Annotated in this window: 24 protein-coding genes and 2 pseudogenes; 5 read left to right on the forward strand and 21 right to left on the reverse strand. The window is 63.9% G+C overall.

Going from position 1 to position 23957, the window contains the following annotated elements:
* Window positions 1–124: 124 nt before the first annotated feature.
* From G7067_RS10685 to G7067_RS10695, 4 genes are read right to left on the reverse strand one after another with little or no spacing between them, the layout of a single operon-like run.
* Window positions 125–1312, reverse strand: a complete 1188-nt coding sequence (locus G7067_RS10685; protein WP_166324126.1) for a cysteine desulfurase family protein — start codon at window positions 1310–1312, stop codon at window positions 125–127.
* Window positions 1313–1330: 18 nt separating this feature from the next.
* Complete coding sequence (locus G7067_RS10690; protein ID WP_166324129.1) at window positions 1331–2293, reverse strand: tetratricopeptide repeat protein; 963 nt, start codon at window positions 2291–2293, stop codon at window positions 1331–1333.
* Between the two features lie 5 nt (window positions 2294–2298).
* Window positions 2299–2859, reverse strand: coding sequence for a hypothetical protein (locus G7067_RS14365; protein ID WP_244301076.1), 561 nt, complete (start codon window positions 2857–2859; stop codon window positions 2299–2301).
* An 8-nt stretch (window positions 2860–2867) separates the two neighbouring features.
* Entirely contained in the window at window positions 2868–4250 is a 1383-nt protein-coding gene (locus tag G7067_RS10695) for a hypothetical protein (protein ID WP_244301077.1), read from the reverse strand.
* Window positions 4251–4476: 226 nt separating this feature from the next.
* Between G7067_RS10695 and G7067_RS10700 the strand changes: the two genes are divergently transcribed.
* Complete coding sequence (locus G7067_RS10700) at window positions 4477–7362, forward strand: hypothetical protein (protein WP_166324132.1); 2886 nt, start codon at window positions 4477–4479, stop codon at window positions 7360–7362.
* 19 nt (window positions 7363–7381) lie between these two features.
* Here G7067_RS10700 and G7067_RS10705 read toward each other — a convergent pair whose 3' ends face one another.
* Entirely contained in the window at window positions 7382–8107 is a 726-nt protein-coding gene (locus G7067_RS10705) for an alpha/beta hydrolase (protein WP_166324135.1), read from the reverse strand.
* A gap of 86 nt (window positions 8108–8193) precedes the next feature.
* Between G7067_RS10705 and G7067_RS10710 the strand changes: the two are divergent.
* Window positions 8194–8709 (forward strand): annotated as a pseudogene (locus tag G7067_RS10710) (ribonuclease H family protein); the annotation flags it as partial.
* Window positions 8710–8861: 152 nt separating this feature from the next.
* Here the strand turns inward: G7067_RS10710 and G7067_RS10715 are convergent.
* From G7067_RS10715 to rpsB, 8 genes are all read right to left on the reverse strand, one after another.
* Complete coding sequence (locus tag G7067_RS10715) at window positions 8862–9158, reverse strand: ATP/GTP-binding protein (protein WP_166324141.1); 297 nt, start codon at window positions 9156–9158, stop codon at window positions 8862–8864.
* Between the two features lie 12 nt (window positions 9159–9170).
* Window positions 9171–9761, reverse strand: coding sequence for an aggregation-promoting factor C-terminal-like domain-containing protein (locus G7067_RS10720; RefSeq protein WP_166324144.1), 591 nt, complete (start codon window positions 9759–9761; stop codon window positions 9171–9173).
* Between the two features lie 92 nt (window positions 9762–9853).
* The gene (locus G7067_RS10725; protein ID WP_166324147.1) at window positions 9854–10459 is read right to left on the reverse strand and encodes a DivIVA domain-containing protein; all 606 of its coding nucleotides are present in this window, start codon (window positions 10457–10459) and stop codon (window positions 9854–9856) included.
* Complete coding sequence (locus tag G7067_RS10730; RefSeq protein WP_166324150.1) at window positions 10459–11355, reverse strand: phosphatidate cytidylyltransferase; 897 nt, start codon at window positions 11353–11355, stop codon at window positions 10459–10461. Before G7067_RS10730 ends, G7067_RS10725 begins: the two co-directional genes overlap by 1 nt.
* A gap of 5 nt (window positions 11356–11360) precedes the next feature.
* The gene (gene frr, locus G7067_RS10735; protein ID WP_166324153.1) at window positions 11361–11915 is read right to left on the reverse strand and encodes a ribosome recycling factor; all 555 of its coding nucleotides are present in this window, start codon (window positions 11913–11915) and stop codon (window positions 11361–11363) included.
* 34 nt (window positions 11916–11949) lie between these two features.
* Window positions 11950–12669 carry a UMP kinase gene (gene pyrH / locus G7067_RS10740; protein WP_166324156.1) on the reverse strand — a complete coding sequence of 240 codons (720 nt, stop codon included), beginning with the start codon at window positions 12667–12669 and terminating at the stop codon, window positions 11950–11952.
* A gap of 147 nt (window positions 12670–12816) precedes the next feature.
* Window positions 12817–13647 carry a translation elongation factor Ts gene (tsf, locus tag G7067_RS10745; RefSeq protein ID WP_166324159.1) on the reverse strand — a complete coding sequence of 277 codons (831 nt, stop codon included), beginning with the start codon at window positions 13645–13647 and terminating at the stop codon, window positions 12817–12819.
* A gap of 49 nt (window positions 13648–13696) precedes the next feature.
* Window positions 13697–14581, reverse strand: a complete 885-nt coding sequence (gene rpsB, locus G7067_RS10750) for a 30S ribosomal protein S2 (RefSeq protein ID WP_166324162.1) — start codon at window positions 14579–14581, stop codon at window positions 13697–13699.
* Window positions 14582–14883: 302 nt separating this feature from the next.
* On the opposite strand from rpsB, the gene G7067_RS10755 reads away from it, so the two are divergent.
* A complete protein-coding gene (locus G7067_RS10755) occupies window positions 14884–15429 on the forward strand; it encodes a murein hydrolase activator EnvC family protein (RefSeq protein ID WP_166324165.1) in 546 nt (181 codons plus the stop codon).
* A gap of 60 nt (window positions 15430–15489) precedes the next feature.
* Here the strand turns inward: G7067_RS10755 and G7067_RS10760 are convergent, their stop codons facing one another.
* From G7067_RS10760 to G7067_RS10785, 8 genes and pseudogenes are all read right to left on the reverse strand, one after another.
* Window positions 15490–16776, reverse strand: a complete 1287-nt coding sequence (locus G7067_RS10760) for an ATP-binding protein (protein WP_166324168.1) — start codon at window positions 16774–16776, stop codon at window positions 15490–15492.
* A gap of 207 nt (window positions 16777–16983) precedes the next feature.
* A complete protein-coding gene (locus tag G7067_RS10765; RefSeq protein WP_280115707.1) occupies window positions 16984–17577 on the reverse strand; it encodes a tyrosine-type recombinase/integrase in 594 nt (197 codons plus the stop codon).
* Window positions 17556–17927 (reverse strand): site-specific integrase, encoded by a 372-nt coding sequence (locus G7067_RS13840; protein WP_205881129.1) that lies wholly within the window; start codon window positions 17925–17927, stop codon window positions 17556–17558. The genes G7067_RS10765 and G7067_RS13840 overlap by 22 nt, the downstream gene beginning before the upstream one ends.
* Window positions 17928–17931: 4 nt before the next feature.
* Window positions 17932–18162 (reverse strand): DprA-like winged helix domain-containing protein, encoded by a 231-nt coding sequence (locus tag G7067_RS14370; protein WP_244301078.1) that lies wholly within the window; start codon window positions 18160–18162, stop codon window positions 17932–17934.
* On the reverse strand, window positions 18159–19208 hold the full coding sequence (gene dprA, locus G7067_RS10770; RefSeq protein ID WP_244301079.1) for a DNA-processing protein DprA: 1050 nt from the start codon (window positions 19206–19208) through the stop codon (window positions 18159–18161). The genes G7067_RS14370 and dprA overlap by 4 nt, the downstream gene beginning before the upstream one ends.
* Window positions 19205–20760, reverse strand: a pseudogene (locus tag G7067_RS10775) (YifB family Mg chelatase-like AAA ATPase). Before G7067_RS10775 ends, dprA begins: the two are co-directional and overlap by 4 nt.
* On the reverse strand, window positions 20757–21143 hold the full coding sequence (locus G7067_RS10780; protein WP_166324171.1) for a YraN family protein: 387 nt from the start codon (window positions 21141–21143) through the stop codon (window positions 20757–20759). Before G7067_RS10780 ends, G7067_RS10775 begins: the two are co-directional and overlap by 4 nt.
* Before the next feature lie 128 nt (window positions 21144–21271).
* Window positions 21272–21595, reverse strand: a complete 324-nt coding sequence (locus G7067_RS10785) for a DUF2469 domain-containing protein (protein ID WP_166324174.1) — start codon at window positions 21593–21595, stop codon at window positions 21272–21274.
* Window positions 21596–21671: 76 nt separating this feature from the next.
* Between G7067_RS10785 and G7067_RS10790 the strand changes: the two genes are divergently transcribed.
* Window positions 21672–22337 carry a hypothetical protein gene (locus G7067_RS10790; RefSeq protein WP_166324177.1) on the forward strand — a complete coding sequence of 222 codons (666 nt, stop codon included), beginning with the start codon at window positions 21672–21674 and terminating at the stop codon, window positions 22335–22337.
* On the forward strand, window positions 22334–23947 hold the full coding sequence (locus tag G7067_RS10795) for a DNA polymerase Y family protein (protein ID WP_166324180.1): 1614 nt from the start codon (window positions 22334–22336) through the stop codon (window positions 23945–23947). Before G7067_RS10790 ends, G7067_RS10795 begins: the two co-directional genes overlap by 4 nt.
* Window positions 23948–23957: the final 10 nt, after the last annotated feature.

A 23957-nucleotide genomic window follows, 5' to 3' on the forward strand; every position in this document is an offset into this window, starting at 1 on the left:
CACTCCGGCGGCGCATCACGTCGTTGTCGTCACTCGACGATGCAACGGCATCGCCTCACTCCTCCGCCTCGCGATGCATCCACCGGAGCACCGGTATCTGCAAAGCAACTTGCGACACGGGACACTAGACCAGTCCGGCCGCACGCGCTTTCTTTAGTGCTTCGGGGAGCGCCGCGAGCAACCTATCTACTTCGTCCTCCGTCGATCCGGCACCGAGCGTGAAACGGAGTGCGCCAGCCGCGTCTTCCTCCGGAAGCCCCATCGCGAGCAGCACATGGGAGATCTCTGCAACCCCCGCCTGGCATGCGGATCCTACCGACACCGACACCCCCGAGGCGTCGAGCAGGTAAACGAGCGAATCACCCTGGCACCCCGCGAAGGTAAAGTGCGCGTTGCCTGGCAGCCGTGCCTCCCCCGGCGCGGATCCTCGGAGGGTCGCAGTAGGGTCGATCCGCGTCACTCCCGCAATCAGGCGGTCACGCAGCCGTGCAAGGTGCGCAAGGTGCGCGGGAAGAGGCTGCCCTGCATGATCCACGACCGTGTCAAGAGCCGCCGCAAAGGCGACCGCCCCCGCCGCGTTCTGCGTGCCTGATCGCGACCGCTGCTGCGAGCCACCGTGCAGAAGCGCCTCGGCGCCCGTGCGTCTGCCGAGCACCAGCGCGCCGACGCCCACCGGTCCCCCGATCTTGTGCGCCGACACACTGATGGCGGAGGCACCCGAGGCGGCAAAATCAATCCGTGTCTGACCGAGCGCGGAGACGGCGTCAACGTGCGCAGGAATCCCGGCATCGTGTGCGATGCGGCAGAGCTCGGAGACCGGCTGGATCGACCCCACCTCGTTGTTCGCCCATAGAAACGAGAGCAGCGCAATATTCTCCGCGCCGGCCTTCGCGATGGCGGCCTTGAGCACGCTCGGTTGCAGCACGCCCTCATCATCGATGGGCAACCAGATCAGCTCCGCCTGCTGGGTGTCGCGCAGCCACTCGGCCGCCTCGACCGTGGCGTGGTGCTCGCCCTCGGCAACCAGGAGCGTGGACCCCCCACCCGCACGCCGCCTCGCCCAGTAGATCCCCTTCAGCGCGAGGTTAATCGACTCGGTACCGCCAGCGGTCAGGATCAGCTCAGCATGATCGCAGCCGAGAGCCTGCGCAATCCGCTCGCGAGCTCCCTCCAACAGCTCGCTCGAGCGCTGCCCGTGGCCGTGGGTCGACGCAGGGTTACCGACACTGCTGAGGGCCCGCGCGTAAGCGCTCAGTACCTCATCCGGCATGGGCGAGGTCGCGGCGTGATCGAGGTAGGCGCCGCCAGTCATCGTAAGCACCCCATCACATCAGTACAGCAGGTTCGCGAGCCTGCCGCGGGCCGCAATCACGCGGGGGTCTGCGACCCCGACCACCTCGAAGAGTTCGAGCAGGCGGGCCTGAATCACCGCGCGATCCTCTTCGCTTGCCGCCGCGAAAAGATCGAGCAGACGCAAAAAGGCGTCTTCGACGTGCCCGCCGGAAAGATCAAGGTCGGCGACCCGCAACTGCGCTTCCAGGTCATTGGGGCGTGCGGCCGCGTCTGCGCGCACACCGTCGAGCGTCAAACCCTCAAGCCGCTGCAGCAGCTTCATCTGCACGAGTGCGGCACGCGCTTCGGCATCCGCCGGAGACTTCGTCAACACCGCTTCCCACTCTGACACTGCCGCCGCATAGTCGCCGCGCTCGGCCGCCTCCACCGCCGCAAGGTGGGCTGCAGGAATCGGAGGCTCAACGGGCTCGGCCGGGGCCTCTTCACTACTCTCGGGCGCGTTCACACTCCCAACGACACCCTGCTGCGCGGCAAGCTGCAGGAGCTGTCCAAAGACCTCGCGCACCTGAGCTTCGGGCATCGCGCCTTGGAACAATGGCACCGGGCGGCCTCCGACGAGAGCAACAACCGTTGGGATTGATTGGGCTTGGAACGCCTGAGCCAGACCGGGGTTCGCGTCAACGTCTACCTTGGCGAGCAGCAGGCGACCGCCGAACTCGCGCGTGAGTTTCTCGAGCACGGGCCCCAGGGTCTTGCAGGGCTCGCACCACTCCGCCCACAGGTCAATGACCACCGGAACGACGGCGGAGAGCTGCGCAACCTGCTCGAAACTCGCGTCAGTAACGTCGATGACGAGCGCCGGCACATCTACCACTTGAGGCGCACCCCCCGCGGGCGCCGCCTCGCCGGGCAGTCCCGGCTGGGCTTGCGCACGTGAAGCCGCAAGGTGGCTGAGATCGATCCCGCCCCCGGGGATCCGTTCGGGAATATGTTGAGTCATGGCCCTTAGTTCCTCGCTCCTACCAGTTCGCTCGACACACCGAGCACTTGAATCTTGGCGCCGTCGTCAGACTTGCTCGGCACAAAGAACAGGATCTGATGCGCGATCTCTTGCACGATACGATCCTGCTGCCCCGAGAGACCGGAGAGCGCAGTAACCAACCCGGTTGCCTCGGGTTTGTATCGACCGCCGGCCGAATCCAAGGTCCGTTGTTCGATCAACGTGGTCGCAACGAGCGCACCCCCCACCCCTGTGGAGAGTGCCGTCGGCCGCTGCTCCCCCTGACTTACGGTGTCTGAGAAGACCATGGACTGTTGGCCACTGGCTTCGAGATCCTGCTGCACCTTCTGAGCGTAGGCAAGCCCATAGTTCTCAAGCAGGGGTTCTGCGGTCAAGTCGAAGAGCTTCGCTTGTTCCACCCCAGTGCCGCCCTGCAGCACACTCGCAAATGCGGTGCCAACCTCACCGGGGGGCAGCATCAGCGTCTCAAGATCATTGGAGAGCAGCGCGGTCCCCTCCTCCACGGGTGCGGCCTGCGGCATGGAGATCCCTCCGCGCAGAGCCATCACACGGGTCACCATGAAGTTCTCTTGCGGGTGGTCTGCGTGAGCATCAGCGCGAGAGAGGGAGAAGCGGTCGTTTCTTGGGTCTTATCTTCAGCCTTCTCGGCACCGTCGGCACCAGCCTCGGATCCCTCCGCCGGTTCCTCCGCCTTTTCGTCCGGGGCGGCAGACGCCACCGTCACGAAGATGGTGCGCGGCCACGACACGGTGCTCTGCACCAGCTCGTACTGCAGGCTCTGATCGGTGATTCGAGGCGGCACGATCGGGTAGTCGGGCTTCGCGGCGCGAATCGTATAGTTTGCGGCCCTCTGCTGCAGCGCAGATCCTGTGAACCGAGTTTCCAGCACGGCCGCATCGAGATTTTCGTCGCCCTCTTCAGCAACCTTGGAGACCCGCTCCACAATCCGCTCGATCTGCGTATCCGTCACAGGGAGGGGTGCGACCGCAGAGACAGGCGCCTCTACGCTCGAAGACTCTTCCTGATCCTCGGCCGCACTCGGCCAGTAGCTTGCTGAGCAGCCACTCAGGCCGAGCATCACCGTGAGCCCGAGGGCGGGAAGCAGTGCCCACCGTGAGGCTTTCATCGGCGCGCGGGTGCTGTCGCCAGAACCGGCCTGATCTGAGGGACCGCTCTCGCTCCGCACGCGGGGCTTGCCAAACATGTTCCGGATCCCGAGCAACGGGCCACGGCGACCTCGACGCGGCCCGAGACCGCGGCGATCGTGATCCACCGCGAGCAGATAGAGCACACCGCCAAGGAGCGCGAACACTCCGCCGCCCACCAGCAGTGGGCCAGCCCAGGGTGTGTTGCGATCCTGCACCCACACCAGCGCAACATCGCCAGGCAGCGGGTCCACCCCATCAGAGGCGATGATCAGAGACTGCTGATCGTTGATGGTGACTGGAAATCGCAGAGTCTCGGTCTCCGTGCCCGTACCCGCGTTATCGATCGATCGCTCTTCCAGCCACAGGTCACTGCCGCGCGGATCGATCGGCTTCATCTCACCATCTTCGCCGGACTCTGTCTCCGAGTCAGGAGTCGTCTGCGGCGTTACTGCGGGCTCAGGTTCCACGGCTGCCACGTTCTTGCTCAGCACCCGATCCCCGTCCTTATTGATCGATAGTTCAGCGTGGTCGAAAGGCTCAACCCAGGCTTCAACGTCGAGAGTGGATCCACTCGCGACAAACCCTTGCGAACCCTTCACCACAACATTTGCCTGGCCCGAAACGTTCTCGAACGCGCTGGCCTTCAAAATGGCGTACCCGGTCTCCGACTGCGTACCGACTGGAAGACTGATCTCGGCGGGTCCGGCAAGAAAGGTGCGCTGTCCGATGCCCAGTATCAACATGACGCCGGAGATCACAAGCGCGGCGATTGCAAACACGTATCGCACGTGGGGCTCCTCTTAAGGTAGATGGAGCCTGATCGACGATTCCAAGCGGGGCATCGCGTCGCAGGCATAGATTCTCAACATTCAACGCTATCGGACCTTTCCGTATAAGAGTTGGAAGTGGCCTTGGTCAGTCGACGAGTGTCAGTTTCGAGTATCATGAAGCTTTGTATCCCCGCTGGGCGCGATCATCGCGTTCCAGCGGAATGTTGTCTTACCCGGAGGGCCAGTGTCCGAATCAGCCCAGCAGTTTTCCCCAGCCTTTCGCGGCTACAATCGCGAAGAAGTTGACGAGCGCGTAGCGTCCCTTCTGGGCCACATCAGCACCCTACAGACTCATCTCGAGTCGCTACAGCTCGCCCACCAACAGGCGACACAGGTCAGCCAGGAACAGCGTGAGCTTGTCGCGGATCTGCAAGAGCAGGTCGCGGAGCTCGGCGCAAGCGGCTACTCGGGTCTTGGGCTGCGCGTTGAGAAGAGCCTGAAGCTTGCGGAAGATCACGCTCAGCGTCTCATGGCCCAGGCGGATCTCGATGCTGAGAAACTGCGGCGATCCTCCGAGGAAGAAAGCGCGCGGGTGCTGCGGCAGGCTCAGCAACGCGCGGATGAACTCCTGAGCTCTGCAAGTGAGCAAGCCGAGATCATCATTACCAGTGCCCGCGCCGACGTTGCGCAGCAATCCGCTGACGCCAACGCTGAGCGGGATCGGCTTCTCGAAGAGGCTCGCCGTGCCGCAGAACTCGCCCGTTCTTCCGCGGAGCGTGAGAGCATCACGCTGCGCGACACCGCGGAGAGCGATGCGCAAGCCCGGCTCGCCCATGCGGCCGCCGAGGCCGAGCGGATCACCGCAGAGGCGCAACTCGCCGCGAACGAGCTGCGCGAAGAAACTGAGAAGCACGCCGAGACATTTGCCAGGGAGCGCGCAGAAAACGAACGCGAGGCGGAACTCGAACGCGCCAGACTCGCGCAAGAAAGCGAGCGGGCCCGCGCAGAGCTTGAGGCTTCACGCCAGCGCACGGAGGCCGAGCTTGAGGCTCAATATACTGAGCTGCGGCGTGAACTCGAAGCCGGTATTGAGGCACAACGACGCGCACTGAACACCGAGATTGAGGATCTCCGCGGCCAGCTGGCTCAGGAGCGCGCGGAGCACGATGCGGCAATCGCTCAAGAACGCGAGCAGCACAAACGCAAGATCGAGGCTGAGCTGCAGACCCACAACGAACGCATCGCTCAGGAGCGATTCCAGCACGAGGCCACCATCGCGCGTGAGATCGAGGCACAGCAGAACGAACTCCGCACCCTCGCCGAGCAAGCCGAACGCGAACGCGCCCGCGCTAACGAGGCCGCAGCAGCGGATCTTGCCGAGCTCCGAGCTACAGAAGAAACAGCCCTTGCGGCGGCACGTGCGGCACAGGAACAGCGTCTCGCCAAAGAGCTTGCCGAGCACACCGAACATATCACCGAGGAACGCGAGCTGCACGAGCACGCCATTTCCGAGGAACGTAAGCTCCACGAGCAGGTCATTTCCGAGGAACGCAGTCGGCACGATGAGGCGCTACGGACCGAACGTATGGAACACGACGTTCGCCTGCGAAACGAGGCTCAGGCACAAGAAACTCGGCTTGCCGAGGAGCTTGCCGATCACAAATCCGGTATCGCGGCCGAGCGTGAAGCCCACGAGACGAGCATTGCGGCCGAGCGTGAAGCTCACGAGACGAGCATTGCTGCTGAGCGTGTAGCTCACGAATCAAGGATCACCTCCGAGCGCGCGGCACACGAGGAGAAGATTGCCGCTGAACTCGCCGAACACAATGCTCGTATCGCTCGTGAGCGCGACGCCCACGAGCGGGCACTCGCCACTGAGCGCGACACACAGGAAGCCGCACTCGCTGCAGAACTCCGCGCACACCAAGATCGCCTCAATTCTGAGCGCGAAACACACGATGCAACGCTTGAGCAGGAGCGTCAGGCCCACGACGCCAGGATCGGCAGTGAGCTGGCGAGCCATCAAGATCGCCTCATCTCCGAATGGGACGAGCACCGGAGCAAGATCGAGACAGAGCTCGGCGAGCACGAAGCAGAGCTCGCAGCCGCACGTCGGCAGCATGAGCAACAGATCGCAGCTGAACGTGCCGCGCACGAAGCCCGACTGGCGGACGAAACCACTGTCCACAACGAACGGATCGAGGCGCAGCTCATCGAGCACCAACAGCGCCTCGCCGACGAACGCGCAGCCGCCGATGAGGCGCTTCGGATCGAGCGCGAGGAGGCCGCAGCTGCACTCGGCCTCGAACGCGAAGCGCTGGAACTGCAGATTGAACGCGACCGCAGCAAGCTCGAAGCGGATATCGCCCGCGAGCGCGAAGAGCACGAACGCGGCATCGCTCTACGCCGCGAACAGCACGAAGCAGATATGCGCCAGGAGCGGGAGGCCAAGACCGCTGAGATTGAGCGGGAGGTGGCCGCACAGCGCGCCGCGGTAACCGAAGAGACAGATCTCCTTCGCGCAGATACCGTCGCCGAGCTTGCGGAGTATCGCGCAACACAGGAGGCGCAACTTGCGGTTCTCACCGCGAGCACCGAAGACGCCGCGCGGGCACTCCGCGAGCAGATTGAACGCGACACGATCGATTTCAAAACCCGCTCGACCGCTCAGCGTGAGCAGCTCGAACAGGAGCTTGCAGCCCGTCAGCACGAGGCTGCCGAGGTCGCACGTCGCGAGAGTGAAGCGGCGACCCGCGAGCTTGATGAGTTGCGTGAGCAGCTCGCGGCGGCCCGTGAAGAGTACGAACGCATCTCCCTTGATGCAAAGCAGGTTGCTCGCAATCTCCGCGCAGAGGCCGAACGGCAGGCGGCCGAGACGATCCTTGAGGCAGAGCAGCGCGCCCAGTCGCTGTTCGCGGACGCCGAGGATCGCGCGACGAAGGTGCTCGCTGCTGCCGAAGATCGTATGGCTCAGCTGAAGGTTGAACGAGGTGCCGTCGCCCGCTATTTTGAGAGCCTGGGTGAGGTCATCACGAATGCACAGAAGATGAGCACGGTCGCTGGTCGACTCGTTGAGCGCCCCGTTGCTGAAGACTCGGAAGCCGATTCGGAGTCTGAGGCCGCTCAATAGGCAAAGGGTACCCGCCCCGCTACCGCAACAGGTCTTCTGAGACTTCTTCGGGAAGCGGGGTGGGAGCTGTGCCGAGCGTCGCGACGATCTCGTTCAGCACACGCCGGGTCTGCGGCTCCCCTACCCAAAGGTGCCGACCACCTTCAACAGGCACGAGCCGCGCGCGCGGAACCGCCGAGAAACGCCGCGCGGCTTCCTCTGGCCTCAGATAGTCATCCAGTTCGGGGATGATCGCGACAAGCGCGGGATTCGCGTCGGCCCACGCCGCAAGATCCTGCTCCGTAGCGCGGTGCAGCGGGGGCGAGAGCAGGATCGCACCCTCGATGGGGTGCTCGAGACCGTACTTCAGCGCGAGCTCTGTGCCGAAGGACCAGCCGAGCAGCCAGGGGTGAGGAAGTCCACGATCCCGCACGAACTGCATTGCGGCCGCGACATCTGCACGTTCCTTCTCACCGTCCCCGAAGGCGCCGTCGCTCGTGCCACGTGGGGAGCTGGTGCCCCTCGTGTTGAAGCGCAACACGGCCAGATCGGCGAGCTCAGGAAGCCGATTCGCGGCTTTCCGTAACACGTGAGAGTCCATGAACCCGCCGTGCGTCGGGAGCGGGTGAAGCGTGACGAGCGTGGCCTGTGGCTCGCGATCCTGCGGCAACGCCAGCTCGCCCACGAGCGTCAAGCCGTCCGCGGTGTGCAGTTCGATATCTTCGCGACGCGCGCGAAGGGTGGTGTTGCTCCTGATCTTTTCCATGCTTCGTCCTCCCTGGGTCCCCGATGCCGTGGCAAACTCGAACCAGCCTACCCGGTATCTGCGCCCCTCTCTGGCAGGATAGAACAATGACAATTACGGCTGCGGCGGACGGATCAGCTCTCGGAAACCCCGGCCCCGCCGGCTGGGCCTGGGTCGTGGATGACTCCCAGTGGCGCGCCGGCGGCTGGCCGCGCGCGACAAACAATCAGGGCGAGCTGATGGCGGTGCTCGACCTGCTGCACGCCACCGCTCACCGCGCAGACGAGCAGCTGCACGTGCTCTGCGATAGCCAGTACGTCATCAACTCAGTGACCAAATGGATGCCCGGCTGGAAGCGCAAGGGCTGGCGAAAGGCTGACGGAAAGCCAGTCCTCAACCGGGAACTCCTCGAACAGCTTGATGCGGCACTCGCTGGACGCTGGGTGAGCTTTGAATGGGTCAAGGGCCACGCCGGACACCCGCTCAACGAGGCCGCGGACGATCGCGCCCGTGCCGCAGCGACCGCATTCCAGGTGGGTCAGGATCCGGATCAGGGCCCGGGCCTTGCCGGCGCTTCCACTACCTCTGCCCCGACCCCCGAGGTCTCCCTCGAAGGGCCCGCCGCTCCCCCAACACTCTTCTAAACCCCTCGCGTGTGCGCAGATTGTTCTTATGCGCGCGCGTAACAACCACTTGCGCACACAACAGGGGTGTAGGAGGGCGAGGGGGCGAAAGGGTGGAGGTCGCGAGAGGGTGAAGGGGTGGAGGGGTGGTGCTAAGCCAGGCGCCAGCAGTGGGCGTGGTAGTGGCGACGATCCCGAATCGCAGCCTCATCCCCGAAGAAGTGCTCGGCGCTCCACGCCACCACGTGCGCCTGGCCGATGGGCACATCGGTGCCGCACTCCGGGCAGCGGTACGCTTTCTCGGCCCGATGCGCGGGGATCTCCCGCACGAACCATTCACTGCCGCGCCGAAACTCCTTACGCGCGCCGCCGTAGGCGAGCCGGGTGACGTCGCGGGGCGGATCCTCGGCCGCGCGAAGGTATTTGTTGGTTCGCCGATTACGCGCCATGGCGAGGCCCCACTACCACCAGTGGTTTGAGGTCCAGAAGTCGTAGGCCTTCGCCCAGCTTCCGTAGCGACCCACGGCGTAGCCGTTTGCCCAGCGAAGGTTGTCAACGGGGTCGTAACCGTTACCCGGAACCTTGCTGCAGGGCAAAGCCTGAATCAGCCCGCACGCCCCTGAACTCGCGTTCGTTGCATTCGGGTTCCAAGTACTTTCCCTTGAAGCGATGTAATCGACATAACCCCAATCGGACTCGGGAATACCCGCTGCCGCCATCCACTCGGCCGGAGATCCGCCACCGGTGTACCTCGGCGCGGCACCGGACGAGGAAGCCTTCGCTTTCTCAGCCGCCTTCGCTGCCTCTTCGGCTTCCTTCTTCAGACGCTCCTCTTCGGGATCCGGCAGTTTGAGCACCGGCACATCTGCGTACACAAGATCAGCCTCAAGCGACTCGTTGGGCACGAACTGCTGATTGATGCGGGTCTGGAAAGCCATCGTCTCGGCATCCGCCGGGCTCGGCATAGCGAACGGAGCCACAACGGCAGTGCCGAAGAAACCGGCGACCACAACGGCTGCGAGGGGTGCCCTGAAGCGTGACCAAAAGGACAAGGGAGAAGCTTTTTTCACAGGCACAATGTAACGATTCTATCTCAGAGAGGCATGTCGCTCAACGCCGATTGCGGCGGGCGCGCCGGAATCTCTCAGCGAGTGGACAGGATCAGCTCAACGACACCGTCAAGAAGCGCATCGACCTGTTCCTCGTCATAGCCACGCCACTGCGAGTGGAACACAACATCGCGCACCTCGGCGGGCGGTAAATTCAGCTCACGCTTCTCAAACATCTGCGCCACTCTGTCAAGAAAAGCATCGACCTGCGAGCGGCGATAGCCAGTCGCAAAGACTCCGCGGCGGCGAAACCGCTTGCCGCGGGGACGCTGCAACCTGCCGCGCACATCGGAGAGCAGCGCGCGCGTCTCGTTCCACCACTTCTCTTCACCCTCGGCGCGCACCCGCGCCCGGCGCTCGCGTTCGAAGAACACCTCTTCGAGTCTGTCCATCGCGGCATCAACATACCTTGGCGAATACCCACCGCGTTTCACTGCAAACGCCATCCGCCGCACATCCTCAGAGGTCGTGACGATGCCGGCTTCTGTTCCGCCCTCATAGGTTGAGCGGGCCCGGTCGAGGAAGGCGTCCACCTGATCCTGCTGGTAGCCGAGCTGTCGTTTAGGGGAAAGCGGGAAAGCGGTATGCACCACACCATTATGCCCGGTTTTCTTATCTGTGGCCTGGGAGCGAGCGTTCATTACACAACTCCAATCACGAGTGCCACCCCGTACACGCCCACGGCGGAGGGCAGGATGGAATCAAGTCGATCCAAGAATCCGCCGTGACCCGGGATCCAGCTACTCATATCCTTAACTCCAAGATTGCGCTTGATGAGCGATTCGGTAAGGTCGCCTCCCGTCGCAGTGAACAGCACCACGATACCGAGAATGATCCCGACCCACCACGGCTGGTTGAGGGCGAAGATCGTGATCACTACCCCCACCGCCATTGCTGCCGCTGCGGCACCCGCAAACCCCTCCCAGGTTTTGTTGGGGCTGATGAGCGGGGTCATCTTGTGCTTGCCGAGTGTCACCCCGGCGACATAGGCGCCAACATCAACCGACACCACAATCACCACGAGGGCAAACACCCACCACTGGCCGTTGTCGACCTGCACCAGTAACACCGCGAACGAAGCCAGAAACGCCACGTACACCAGCGTGAACAGCCCCGAGAAAACGTCACGTACTAGGGTGCGCGGCGGGGTCTCCCACGCGGGAACCAAACCTTCAATCAGCCGCCACAGTGTCAGCACCAGTGATCCCAAGAACAGCCCGATCAGCATACCTTCCGGTCCCCAGAAGTATGCACCGCTGACAATAATCAATCCGCCAAAGACGACGCCGATGCGCGGCACACGCCGACCACCGACGCGAAAAGCGGATGCAAGCTCCACCAGTGCGACGGCGACAATTGCGGCGACGAGGATCACAAACAGCTGTTTTACCCAGAGCAAACTCCCGAGAAACACGCCACCGAATATCAGGCCGGAGAGAATCGCAAAGAACAGGTTACGGCCAGCTCTCGCCTCAATTTTCGCATTCGCTGCCCCAAGCTGAGCCCTAAGGTCCTCGCGCTTCTCGGCGCCGGACATTGCTGCTAGACCTCCAGCAGTTCGGCCTCTTTGCGTTTCAAGGCCTCATCGATCTGCTCGATGAACTGCTTCGTCAGCACTTCGATTTCTTTTTCCGCGCGCGCGACCTCGTCTTCGCCGACCTCGCTTTTGAGAGCATCGAGTTCGTCCATGCCGTGCCTGCGCACATTCCGCACCGCAACGCGTGCGTCTTCAGCCTTGCCCTTGACGATCTTCACGAACTCCTTGCGGCGATCCTGAGTCAGTTCCGGCAACGCAAGACGGATCACGGAACCGTCATTCGATGGGTTGGCCCCCAGGTTCGGCATATCGCGGATCGCCTGCTCGATCTCCTTCATCGCGCCCTTGTCGTAGGGGGTGACGAGAAGGCTACGGGCGTCCTGATTCTGCACCGAGGCAAGCTGCGGCAGAGGCGTTGGCGTGCCGTAGTAATCTACCTGCACACCCTGCAGCAGCGAGGGGTTCGCACGCCCCGTACGCACCGTAGCGAAATTGTCCTTCGCCGCTTCGACCGCTTTCGTCATGCGTTCTCTCACGTCTGCGAAGACTTCGTCAATCACGGTGCTCTCCTTCTTAGTGGTTCGTCGTTCAAGTTTAGCGGTGTACGAGAGTGCCAAGCTTCTCACCGCGCAGCGCGGCGGTGACATTTCCGGATGGTTCCATCCCAAACACCCGCATCGGCATACCATTGTCCATGCAGAGACTAAACGAGGTCGAGTCCACGACCTTGAGACCGCGCACGAGCGCGTCGTTGTAGCTGATCTCTTCGATGAGCGTCGCATCGGGATCCTTGTGTGGATCCGCGGTGTAGACGCCGTCAACGCCGTTCTTTGCGACCAGTACTTCGTCGGCGTGGATCTCCAGCGCCCGCTGAGCAGCCACCGTGTCGGTTGAGAAGTATGGCAGGCCTGCACCAGCACCAAAGATGACCACGCGACCCTTTTCCAGATGCCGGATCGCACGCAGCGGAATGTAGGTCTCGGCGACCTGCGTCATCGTGATTGCGGACTGTACGCGGCTCGACACCCCCGCCTGTTCCAGGAAGTCCTGCAGCGCCAGCGCGTTCATGACCGTGCCAAGCATGCCCATATAGTCGGCTCGTGCGCGATCCATGCCGCGCTGCGAGAGCTCGGCACCGCGGAAGAAGTTTCCGCCACCCACCACCACAGCAACCTCTGCGGAATCCATTGCTGCCGCGATCTCGCGGGCGATCTGGCTCACAACGTCGGGATTCACCCCGAGAGTTCCGCCTCCGAACGCCTCTCCCGAAAGCTTGAGCAGAACTCGGCGCTTACGTGTGACAGTTTCGGGCATAGGTGAATCTCCTTCTTCGAGTCGTAACATCCAGCGTATCGGTGATCTGTGTGCTCGCGCTGGGCGCTCCCGGCGGCTCTGCGGATACGCGGCCACGGGCAGCAAGAAGGCCCGAGCAAACGCCCGGGCCTTCTTCACTACTGCGTGCTACGCGCCAACCTTGCTTCGAGCAAAGCCGGTGAGGGTGATCCCGGCTGCCTCAGCAACCTTCTTCACCTCGCGCTTGTCAGCGTCGAGCGCGTGGACCTGCTCGTTCAGCGCAACCTGCTTGAAGAATGCGGTGAGGCGACCCTCAACGATCTTCGGCAGAGCAGCCTCGGGCTTGCCCTCGTTCTTCGAGATCTCGGTGACGAGATCGCGCTCCTTGTCGACGTCAGCCGCGGGAACGTCCTCACGGCTGAGGTACAGCGGATCCGCAAACGAAATGTGGCGCGCGATGCTGAGCGCAGCATCGGCGTCGTCGCCCTCGTAGCCCACAACCACACCGATCTGCGGCGGCAGATCCTTCGAGGTCTGGTGCAGGTACACGGAGGTCTTCGGAGCTTCGATCCGCGAGACCTTGCGCAGGATGATGCGCTCGCCGATAATGGCGGACTCGTCGGTGATGACGTCAGCAACGGTCTTGCCCTCGAGCGGAGCAGCGAGTGCTTCTTCAGTACTGGTAGCACCTGCCGCGCTGATCGCGTCAAGCACGCGGTCCGAAAGAGCAATGAACTTCTCGTTCTTTGCGACGAAGTCGGTCTCGCAGACGAGCTCGATCATCGTGGCAGCGCCCTCGCTCTGCTTGACGGCTACGAGGCCCTCACTTGCTTCGCGGTCGCCGCGCTTCGCAACACCCTTGAGGCCCTTGAGACGCAGAATCTCAATCGCCTTCTCGATGTCACCCTCAGCTTCAGCGAGCGCGTTCTTGCTGTCGAGCATGCCTGCGCCGAGACGCTCGCGTAGCTCCTTGATAGCGGCCATGGATACAGCGGCCATGTGTCACTCCTTTAAAAGATCAGTCGATCAAAAACTTGGGGAAACCGTATTACTTAGCAGCGGCCTCGGTGGCAGCTTCAGCAACAACCTCTTCGGCTGCGGCCTCAGCAGGCGCCTCTTCAGCAGCGGGTGCTTCTTCAACAGCGGGTGCCTCAGCAGCTTCTTCGGGCTTTGCCTCGGCGTTCAGCAGCTCAACTTCCCACTCGGCGAGCGGTTCAGCAGCGGCTGCGCCCTCCTCCGGCTTCTGGTGGCGCTCCATGAGGCCCTCAGCTACGGCGTCAGCGATCACGCGGGTCAGCAGAGCAACCGAACGGATGGCGTCGTCGTTACCCGGGATCGGGTAGGAAACCTCATCGGGATCGCAGTTCGTGTCGAGGATCGCGATGACGGGGATCCCGAGCTTCTTCGCCTCATCAATTGCGAGGTGCTCTTTCTTGGTGTCGACGATCCAGAGAGCCGAGGGGGTCTTCGTCATGTGACGGATGCCGCCAAGCGACTTCTGCAGCTTGTCGAGCTCGCGCTTCTTGAGGAGGAGCTCCTTCTTGGTGAAGCCGCTCGTGGTGCCCTCGTAATCGAGCTGCTCCAGCTCCTTCATGCGCTCGAGGCGCTTGGTGACGGTCTGGAAGTTGGTCAGCAGACCACCCAGCCAGCGCTGGTTCACGTAGGGCTGGTTGACGCGGGTCGCCTGCTCGGCGATCGCTTCCTGTGCCTGCTTCTTGGTGCCGACGAACAGGATGTTGCCGCCGCGGGCGACGGTGTTCTTCACGAAGGCGTAGGCGTCATCGATGTACCCGAGCGACTGCTGCAGATCGATGATGTAGATACCGGAACGCTCGGTGAAGATGAAGCGCTTCATCTTCGGGTTCCAGCGGCGTGTCTGGTGTCCGAAGTGGACGCCACTGTCAAGCAGCTGGCGCATGGTTACAACAGCCATTGCTGTCTCCTTTTTCTGCGTGTTCACGTGAACACGCGCTTGCGGTTATGTCGGCTGCGGTTGCAGCCAGATCCTGGTGCCCGCGGGATCAGCCGCCCCATTCATTGCGAACGAGGACCGACGGCTTCACTCCGGTGAGTGGGCACGCGAAGTCACCTCTTTCAAGGCGCAGCGATAAGTGTATCATCGCTCTCGGCCTTCAATCTTCGCTCACAGCGGCCAATCCCTACTCTTTTTTACGAGTTCTCCACAGATTGCTCGCTTCACCTTTATAGCAAGGCGTGCTCTGGCAGCGTTGCAGCATGTCTACACGTAACCCCTCCCTACTTCATCCCAGATTCCGCGCGCTTATCGCCCTCGTGATTCTGGCAGTGGTGTTGATTCCAGCGCTCAGCCTTCTCGACAGCACTTCAAGCAACGCTTCACCAGCCCCACCCTCAGATTCTGGAACCTGGGTTCCGCCGCTCAGCGGCCGCTTCACCGTTTCGGGCCCGTATCTTGCACCACCCCACCCCTACGCCTCCGGACACCGCGGTATCGATTTCCCTGCGTCCCCGGGCTTTACAGCCAGGTCCCCCGCCGCTGGCACGGTGACCTTCGCGGGAACGGTGGTGGACCGCGGGGTAGTGTCGGTGCAGGTCGATGAACACACGGTGTTTTCGCTCGAGCCAATCACGAGCAGCCTCCGCGCCGGCGACACCGTTCGCGCCGGCGAGGTGCTGGGCACCGTGTCGAGCGGCGGCCACTGTTATGACGAGTGCATCCACCTCGGCGTGCGGGTCGACGGCGAGTACGTCAATCCCCTGCGCTACTTCTACGGGCGCGCGGTACTGGTGGCTTGGGAGTGAGGGTATGTCCGCGGTCACGCGCGGGGGTGGGCTGGTCCGTCCGAGCTATCCGCAGATGCATTATTCAGGAGCAGGTACGAACTCAGGCGTTGTGTGATCCCAGAGCGTCGAGATCGGTAATGCCCAGAGCCTGTCCCCAAACGGCAATGACCGCTCACCAGTGTGCAAGACAATGCCTGCAACGAAGCGTTCCCCCAGCTTGTCCCGCATGTACCGAAGTCCTTTGAAATCCTCGGAACGAGGGCTTGACGATGCTTTGACCTCGATGCCGACGATGTCGCGACGGCGGTCCTCAAGCACGATATCGATCTCGCGACCGTGGTCGTCTCGGTAGTGAAACATACGGGTCTTTTTTGTTGACCAAGACCGCTGTTTCTCGAGTTCCCCAATAACGAACCCTTCCACAAGGCCACCTGTGAGCGACGACGACACAGCTTTCTCGAGACCATCAACATCAACCTCAGAAAGGTGCGCGGCAAGTCCCGTGTCGGTAAGAGAGACCTTGGGCTTAGACACGGCACGTCTGGCAATGTTATTTGACCAGCCCGGTGTGACCCGCACAAAGAATAGACTGCGGAGCGCCTCCAGATACGCGGGTATGGATCGTGCAGGGATATCAAGCTCACGCCCAACGTGAGAAGCAACAAACTCGCCCGAGTTCCGCGCTGCGAGCAGACTGAGGAGAGTCGCAAGACGGTCTGGGTACTGAATACCCGTGGCCTCACCAGCGTCTTTCGAAAGAAGGCGGTCAACATAACCGGACAACCAACGATCCCGGGAACGTCCAAGCCGCAACCTCGCCTCAGGAAACGCTGGTGTCGCAGCCATCTCCAGGTACTCACGACGGGAAATACCGCGACGATCTGCAGGCATTTCGGAGGACGGCAGCGCCCACGCAAACGCCGCAAAGTCTGCAATGCGGCCGGAAAGCTCGTCTCTGCTGAAGCCTTCCAAAGGAATGGTCTCCGCGCGCCCAGCCAAGGATTCCTGCGCGCCACGCAGAGAGAGGAGATCCGCAGAACCTGTGACGATGAAGCGCCCCGGTCGCCGATCACGATCAACGGAGGCTTTCAATGAGGTCAATAATTCCGGAACGCGTTGTATCTCATCGATCGCGAGAAGACCCTGCGGGTACTGTGAAGCAAACCCGTCGGGGTCCGCTTGCGCGGCGCTTCGATCACCAAAATTGTCGAGGTTTACAAGTCGCGTTTCTCGACCCTGGACAAGCTGTTGCATGAGCGTGCTCTTGCCGACTTGCCGGGCACCACTGATCACCGTGATCGGGGTGTCGTCGAGCGTTTTCCTTGCCAGACCAGTGACATTGCGGGGAATCAAATCCAACTCCATGCGTCGATGCTACTTCAGGATTGCCGATTTCACCAGCAGTCTCTGCCGTTTTACCCGGGTTGCTTTGCCGTTTCACCCGGGCTTCGTTGCCGTTTTACCCGGGCCTCGTTGCCGTTTCACCCGGGCTTCGCGATCCCGACCGAGGTCAGATGGTCGCGGAACGCACTTCGGCGGGTCAGAAGATAATCCGCCTCCCCCGCGTGCTCGTCACGCACGCGGATGCGCCTGGCGGTAGCTCTCGGCAAGGCGCTCAGTTGAAACGTGGGTGTAGACCTGCGTGCTGGACAGGCTGGAGTGGCCGAGCAGTTCCTGCACAATGCGCAAGTCCGCTCCGCCGTTGAGCAGGTGAGTTGCGGCGGTGTGCCGCAGTGTGTGGGGGCCGCGCGGTCCCCCGCCAGGCTCCTGTTGCAGTTCGCGAGCGACCAGACGGTACACGGCGTTCGTGCCGAGCTGGCCCCCGCGGTTTCCGAGAAACAGCGAGGCCTCGGCGGTAACGGCGACCGCGGGCTGAGCCCTTGCGGCGAGCGCCGGACGCGCAGTCGCGAGATATTCTTCGAGCACGCGTGCGGCGGGGGCGCCGAGCGGCACGACGCGCTCTTTGTTTCCTTTGCCAAGCACCCGGACGGTTCGTTCTCTCCGGTCAAATCCGGAGATGGGGAGTGTGCACAGTTCGGAGACGCGGAGCGCTGAGGCGTAGAGCAGTTCGAGCACTGCCTGGTCGCGCACGTGTTCAGGATCCCCTGCAGCGGCGCGGAGGGCGGCACGGTCAAGGATCCGGATCATCTGTTCGTCGGCGAGCACGCGGGGCAGCGATCTGGGGACACGGGGGCTCTGAGACGCGAGGCTGGATTGCCGGGCACGAGGCGGTGGCGTTCGAGCCATGCGCCTAAGGATTTCAGGGTGGCTACGTTGCGCGCGATCGTGGAGGGGGCGAGTTGCTGTTGCTGCCGGGTCCAGAGCCAGCCGCGCATCAGTTCGAGGTCGCAGTCGTTCACGGTGATGCCGCCCGCACTACCCGCACCGCTCTGCTGTTCGGCGTAGTCAACGAAGCCGAGGAGATCACGTCGGTACGCGCGCACGGTGTGTTCCGAGTATCCGTATTCGAACTGGACAGCGTTGAGGAACGACTCGATCGCATCTCTCAGCTGCATACCCTCATTCTGCCCGCAGCAGCGCCCATCGCGCCTCTGCCCCTCCCGGTGTTTCGCTGCGGCGGACCTTACCGAGCAGTTCCAGTTCGGCGAGAGCCTCCTGGGTTTCCTCTGGTGAGAGCCCCGCGAGCCTGGTCACCTCGGCGGTTGTGCGGCTACCACGAAGCGGGAGCGCGTCGACCACACGACGGTGTAGTGCGGGCTCTTGCGCATCTCCGGCCGTCTCTCCGATCAACGCATCTGCTGAGACCCGAGCAACTCTCGCACGTCGCTGCCGCGCGACACAAGGGCTGCCCCGTAGTCTCGGATCAATCGGTGGCAACCGAGCGAGGCTGCGCTCGTCACCGGACCGGGCACGGCCCCGAGGGGGCGCCCAATCTCTGCGGCATGGCCCGCGGTGTTCAAGGATCCCGATTTTGGGCCGGCTTCCGTTACGAGGGTGGCACGGGTGAGGGCCGCGATCACGCGGTTTCGCTGTAGGAATCGCCAGCGGGTGGGCGCTGATCCCGGAGCCATCTCTGAGCACACAGCACCCGCGTTCACGATGCGATCGAGCAGGGAGCTGTGGGCTCTCGGATAGGGGCGATCCACCCCGCCCGCCAGCACGGCGATCGTTGGGGTCTCGAGTGCGAGGGCGGTACGGTGCGCGACGGCATCGATGCCGTACGCCGCGCCTGACACGATTGTCGCTCCTGTCGTGCACGCCTCCCCCGTGAACTCCGCTGTCACATCGGTTCCATACCCGGTGCAGGCGCGCGCACCAACGACCGCCAGCGAGAAGGCATCCAGCAGCGAAGGGTCTCCCCTGACCCACAGAAGCAGCGGCGTGTGGATTCCCAGGTCGTTAAGGCCCGCGGGCCAGCGCGAAGAATCCGGCGTCACGAGGTGGGCACCGCAGTTGACGGCGGCGGTCAGCGCGTGAAGCACGGCGGCCCGGTCGAGCCGAGGCAGCCACCGTTTCACCCCGGCAGCAATGCGGCGATCGGAGACCTCCTCGTGGCCGCCTTTTCGCATTGCTGCGCCCAGCTGTGCTGTGGCTTTCGCAGACGCGAGGAGATCAAGAGATGGCCCGGCGCCAAGGGCTGCGATCACGGCGCCGGCCACGGCGTCACCGGGTTCGACGAGGCAGGACCAGACCACCCGGGCAAGCAGCGCATCGGCGGTCACTTGACTCAGCGGCTCGGGGTTCGCTGCTCCAGAACCCGGAGCCGCGGGCACCAGCTGGCTCAGCAGGTCACGGAAGGTGCGATCGGCTCTCACCTGCACGAGTCCCCGGCTCACGGCAGGTCACCCCCGCGCAGCAGCAACGCTCTCGCGATTTCACGGCGACCGGGTCTGTCTCGCCCAGCCAGGTCCGCCACAGTCCAGGCGATCCGCAAGGTCCGATCGTAGCCTCGCATTGTCAACGCGCCGCGATCGAGGGCGCGATCAAGCACAGCAGTATCGCTGCGCGGAAGCCGCATCCGTGGGCCTCGCAGCCAGCTCCCGCGCACCTCGGCGTTCACCCGCCACGGTGTCGCGCTCAGACGCTGGGCTGCCGCTTGCCGGGCCTGGGTGACACGATCCCGAATCTCCGCGCTCGTTGCTGGTGCTGTATCGGCTTCAGCGCGCACCACGTTCGAGACCCTGCGCACGGTAAGCCGCACATCGATACGGTCTCCCAGCGGACCTGAAATGCGCTGCAAATACCGCACTCGCACATGCGGGGTGCACTGACACTGCGCCACCGTGTCCACGGACCCGGCATAGCCACACGGGCAGGGGTTCGCGGCCAGCACTAACTGCACGTCTGCGGGGAGTAACGCGCGCACCCTGGATCGATGAACTTTAATCTCTCGCGATTCGAGCGGCTGTCGCATCGATTCGAGCACCGCGCGAGGAAACTCGGGGCTTCGTCAAGGAACAGCACTCCGTGGCAGGCGAGTGTCATGGCTCCGGGGCGCACTTCGCTTCCCGCGCCACCCCCGATGATGGACACGGCCGAGGCGCTGTGGTGTGGGCTCTCAAATGGTGGCCTGCGAATCAGCCCGCTGAGCGGTGATCCTCCCAGCGACGCAATGCTGCTCGCGGTGATCGACTCTTCGGGAGTCAGATCCGGGAGGATCGTCGGCAGTCGGGTGGCGAGAAGGGTCTTCCCCGCGCCGGGAGAACCGAGCAGCGAGACGTGGTGTCGCCCCGCCGCGGCGATCGTCATCGCCTCAACAGCTTCGGCTTGACCGATGACATCAGACATATCAATATCGCTATCCGCGAGTTGCTTCGCAGAAGCACCCCCGGCCTCACCACCGGCCGGCATCACACGCCAGCCGTCGCTCTCGCCGCGATACCAGGCGACCGCCCCAGCAAGGTCTCTGGCCGCGATCACCTCGATCCCGGGCACGAGTGCCGCCTCGGCGCCACCCCGTTCCGGCACCATCACCCGCTGAAACCCGAGATCTCGTGCGGCAAGGGTGGCGGTGAGGAGGCCTGCCGGTCGGCGCAGCCCGCCGTCGAGTCCCAGCTCCCCGATGTGGGCGGTTTCCGCGAGCCGGTCGGCCGGGAGATGACGGGATGCGGCGAGCGCAGACAGCGCGATCGCGAGGTCAAAGCCGGAACCCTGTTTGGGGAGCGCTGCCGGGCTCAGGTTGACCAACAGAAAGCGATCCGAGAGCGGCATCTTTGCCTGGGTCGTGGCCATACGCACCCGCATTTTTGCTTCGGTGAGCGCCGTGTCGGGCAGCCCGATAATCGCCATTCCCGGGAGTTGCTGGGAGACTGCAGCTTCGACCATCACGATGGTGCCTTGCACGCCGGTGAGCGCGACGGCCGCCGCCCGGCAGACCTCCCCGCTCACGAGATCCCCCGGAGGTGATCAATGCGTGGCGTCTGATTCGCACGCAGCGTGATCCCGACAGCGTCTACACGCAACCCGTGCCCGTGGGCCCGCGTCTCGTGCGCCCAGTCGAGCAAGAGGTGCCGCAGGCGAAGCATTTTCTGCGCGGTAATCGCTTCGAGAGGGTTACCGTACCCCGTGCCGCTTCGTGTTTTGACCTCGATCGCCACGAGAGTCTGACGGTCACGGGCAATGAGGTCGAGTTCGCCGGCACGGGTGCGCCAGTTGCGTTCAAGGATGTGGAACCCGAGCCCCGTTAAGTATTCCGCGGCGAGCGACTCGCCGTAGGCACCGAGTGTTTGGTTGTGTGGCTCCCTGTGCGGGACTGCTGTAGTGCTGGTCATGGCGCACCTCCTGCGCCTATCCTGCAGCGAAACGGGGTGCGAAGACGGAAAAACCGAAATCTGTGGAAAAGTTCACGACCGCGCCCGAAAAAAGAGGGGTGTGAGCGGAGGTCGCGCTGCGAGGAACCTTACTCGTCGAGCGCGAGTTCCTGCGGCAGCTTGAACTCGCGCGCCGACAGTTCTTCGACGTTGACGTCCTTGAAGGTGAGCACTCGAACCGACTTTACAAACCGGTCGGCGCGGTAGACATCCCACACCCACACGTCAGTCATTGTGAGTTCGAAGTAGAAGTCGCTGCCGGCGTCTTGACGCTTCAGCTCCACCTCGTTTGCAAGGTAGAAGCGGCGTTCGGTCTCAACGACATAGCGGAACTGGCTGGCGATGTCGCGGTATTCCCGAAACAGTGACAGCTCGGCTTCACGCTCGTAATCGTCTAGCTCTTCCTCGTTCATCTCCCCTATCCTACTCACCCTAGCAACACTCCGAATCGAGATTGACTTATTCGAACATATGTTCGAATATTGCCGTATGGCTTCCGTCGCAACTGTCCACACGCTGCAGCAGCGCATCACTGAGATGCAGCCGCTCCGGCTCGACGATCGCGCGCTCCCCACACACCCCGGCCTGCGTCAGCTGTTCCCCGGCGGCGCCCTCAAAAAGGGGGCGAGCTACGCGGTGCAAGGATCGCAGCAGCTTGCCCTCTCCATGCTCTCGGCGGCCTCAGCCTCGGGCGAATGGTGCGGGGTGATCGGATGCCCCACCTTCAGCGCGGAAGCCGCAACTTCCCTCGGCATCGCCCTCGAACGTCTGATCCTCATCCCAGCCCCCGGAGCAGACGCCCTGGCCCTCAGCGGCACCCTCAGCGAGATCCTTACCGTCGTACTCCTGATGCTGCCCACGCGGCCAAGCCACCGCGATGTGGAGCGCATTTCGGCCAGGCTTCGCGAACACGGCACCGCGCTCATCGTTGCCGGCGATTGGCCGCACCCCGAAAGCTCACTGCGGGTCACCGCCTCGCGCTGGCGGGGACTCGGCACCGGTTACGGGCTGCTTGAGGAACGTGAAATTTCTGTGCGAACGCAGGATCGCCGCGGCATCTCCGAACACACCGTCCGTTTTACGGGCGGCCGCATCCAGGGGCCTGCAGGCGCCACCGCTGCGCAGCCCCGCCTTCCGCGAGCGGTGCCGCAATGAGTGCGGCCCCGCGCACGCTGGTGTTCTGGGTGCCCGACTGGCCGATCCACGCGCAGCTGCGGGACCGCGCAGACACGGACGGAACCGAGAACGTTTCTGCAGAGCACACCTCCCCCCTCGCGCTGATCGCCCAGCACCGGGTGGTGGCCTGCTCCGCCGCCGCCCGCGCCGCCGGAGTGCGCACGGGGATCCGCGAGCGTGAGGCGCAGTCCCGCTGCCCCGAACTCACCGTGTACCCGCACGATCCCGGGGTCGATGAGCGGCGTTTTGCTCCCGTGGTCGCGGCACTCGAACAGCTGGTGCCGGGGGTCGAGGTGCGACGCCCCGGCCTGTGCGCCATGCGCGCCCGGGGACCTGCCCGCTACTACGGCAGCGAAGAGGCCGCGGGCAGTGCGCTCATAGCACTCGGAGACGCCCTCGATCTCCACGATATTCAGATCGGCATCGCTGACGGGCTCTTCGCGGCGGAGCAGGCCGTCCGGGCAGGCGCCCATTCACCCGGTGTGGAAGCCCCGCACGATGCGATCCGGATCGTCCCCCCGGGCACCTCAGCAGCCTTCCTCAGCCCGCTGCCCGTTTCGCGCGCCGCCGACGCAGATCTCGCCGAGCTCCTCGTGGGGCTCGGGATCCGCACCCTCGGTTCCCTCGCGGCGCTCCCCGAAGACGCTGTCAGGGCGCGCTTTGGTGCACCGGGTGTCGCAGCCCACCGTCGCGCCTCGGGGATCCCCCTCAGCCACGGCGCTGAAGTGCGACCGCGCAACCCCGCACGGGAGCTGAGCGTGGAACTCACCTTTGAGCCTCCGGTCAACACCACCGAGCAGCTCGCGTTTGCGTGCTCGGGCTTGGCGGAACAGTTCATCGAAACGCTTCGCGAGGAGGGTCTCGTGTGCACCGCGATCCGCATCGAGCTCACCGATGATGTGGGGCTGCGACACGAACGCGAGTGGCTGCACCCGCACCGTTTCACCCCGGCAGATACGGTGGGGCGGATCCGATGGCAGGCCGCCTCAGCCGTGCGCGAGAGCGAGCGGGGCGGGGCGGGGATCACGCGCGTCAGGATCACCCCCACCCACACAGACCGCGCCGCCGCGCACGAACCGGGACTGTGGAGCACCGAGCCTGATGCGCGCGTGCACCACCATCTCAGCCGGGCACAAAGCCGGCTCGGGCATACCGGGGTCGGCACGATGGAGCTCGCGGGCGGGCGATTACTGAGGGAGCGGCAGCATTTTGTGCCCTGGAGCACCTCACGAAAACGCCCTCGCGGATCCCGCGCCTCCGCGGCGGGTCCGTGGCCGGGTGCGCTCGCAGGCCCCGCCCCCAGCCAGGTCTTCCCCGAGCCACTCCCCGCTGAGCTGCTCGACGCCACCGGACACACGCTCCACATCGATGCCGACGATCTACTGACGGCGAACCCTGCACGCCTCCGCGTCCTCCTTGCCGACGTTAACGCGGTGGTGGAGGCGTGGTCGCTGCCCTGGGCAGTGCGGGAGCGATGGTGGCAGGGAACGCCCCCACGGTTCCGCCTGCAGGTGCAGCTTGACGGGGGCGACGCCTGGCTGCTCTATCACGAGGCAGAACACTGGCTCGCCGAGGGCCGCTACCACTAACGCCAGAAAG

The organism is Leucobacter insecticola (assembly GCF_011382965.1).
In the GTDB taxonomy this organism is placed as follows: Bacteria; Actinomycetota; Actinomycetes; order Actinomycetales; family Microbacteriaceae; genus Leucobacter; species Leucobacter insecticola.

Coding starts and splice junctions, on each gene's coding strand:
- G7067_RS10725 (WP_166324147.1), bottom strand. CDS start 10,459: ATGAACGCTCGCTCCCAGGCCACAGATAAGAAAACCGGGCATAATGGT.
- G7067_RS10790 (WP_166324177.1), top strand. CDS start 21,672: ATGGCTTCCGTCGCAACTGTCCACACGCTGCAGCAGCGCATCACTGAG.
- G7067_RS10755 (WP_166324165.1), top strand. CDS start 14,884: ATGTCTACACGTAACCCCTCCCTACTTCATCCCAGATTCCGCGCGCTT.
- G7067_RS10795 (WP_166324180.1), top strand. CDS start 22,334: ATGAGTGCGGCCCCGCGCACGCTGGTGTTCTGGGTGCCCGACTGGCCG.
- pyrH (WP_166324156.1), bottom strand. CDS start 12,669: ATGCCCGAAACTGTCACACGTAAGCGCCGAGTTCTGCTCAAGCTTTCG.
- G7067_RS10780 (WP_166324171.1), bottom strand. CDS start 21,143: ATGACCAGCACTACAGCAGTCCCGCACAGGGAGCCACACAACCAAACA.
- G7067_RS10730 (WP_166324150.1), bottom strand. CDS start 11,355: ATGTCCGGCGCCGAGAAGCGCGAGGACCTTAGGGCTCAGCTTGGGGCA.
- G7067_RS10685 (WP_166324126.1), bottom strand. CDS start 1,312: ATGACTGGCGGCGCCTACCTCGATCACGCCGCGACCTCGCCCATGCCG.
- G7067_RS14365 (WP_244301076.1), bottom strand. CDS start 2,859: ATGGCTCTGCGCGGAGGGATCTCCATGCCGCAGGCCGCACCCGTGGAG.
- rpsB (WP_166324162.1), bottom strand. CDS start 14,581: ATGGCTGTTGTAACCATGCGCCAGCTGCTTGACAGTGGCGTCCACTTC.
- G7067_RS10760 (WP_166324168.1), bottom strand. CDS start 16,776: ATGGAGTTGGATTTGATTCCCCGCAATGTCACTGGTCTGGCAAGGAAA.
- tsf (WP_166324159.1), bottom strand. CDS start 13,647: ATGGCCGCTGTATCCATGGCCGCTATCAAGGAGCTACGCGAGCGTCTC.
- G7067_RS10705 (WP_166324135.1), bottom strand. CDS start 8,107: ATGGAAAAGATCAGGAGCAACACCACCCTTCGCGCGCGTCGCGAAGAT.
- G7067_RS10690 (WP_166324129.1), bottom strand. CDS start 2,293: ATGACTCAACATATTCCCGAACGGATCCCCGGGGGCGGGATCGATCTC.
- G7067_RS10715 (WP_166324141.1), bottom strand. CDS start 9,158: ATGGCGCGTAATCGGCGAACCAACAAATACCTTCGCGCGGCCGAGGAT.
- G7067_RS10785 (WP_166324174.1), bottom strand. CDS start 21,595: ATGAACGAGGAAGAGCTAGACGATTACGAGCGTGAAGCCGAGCTGTCA.
- G7067_RS13840 (WP_205881129.1), bottom strand. CDS start 17,927: ATGCAGCTGAGAGATGCGATCGAGTCGTTCCTCAACGCTGTCCAGTTC.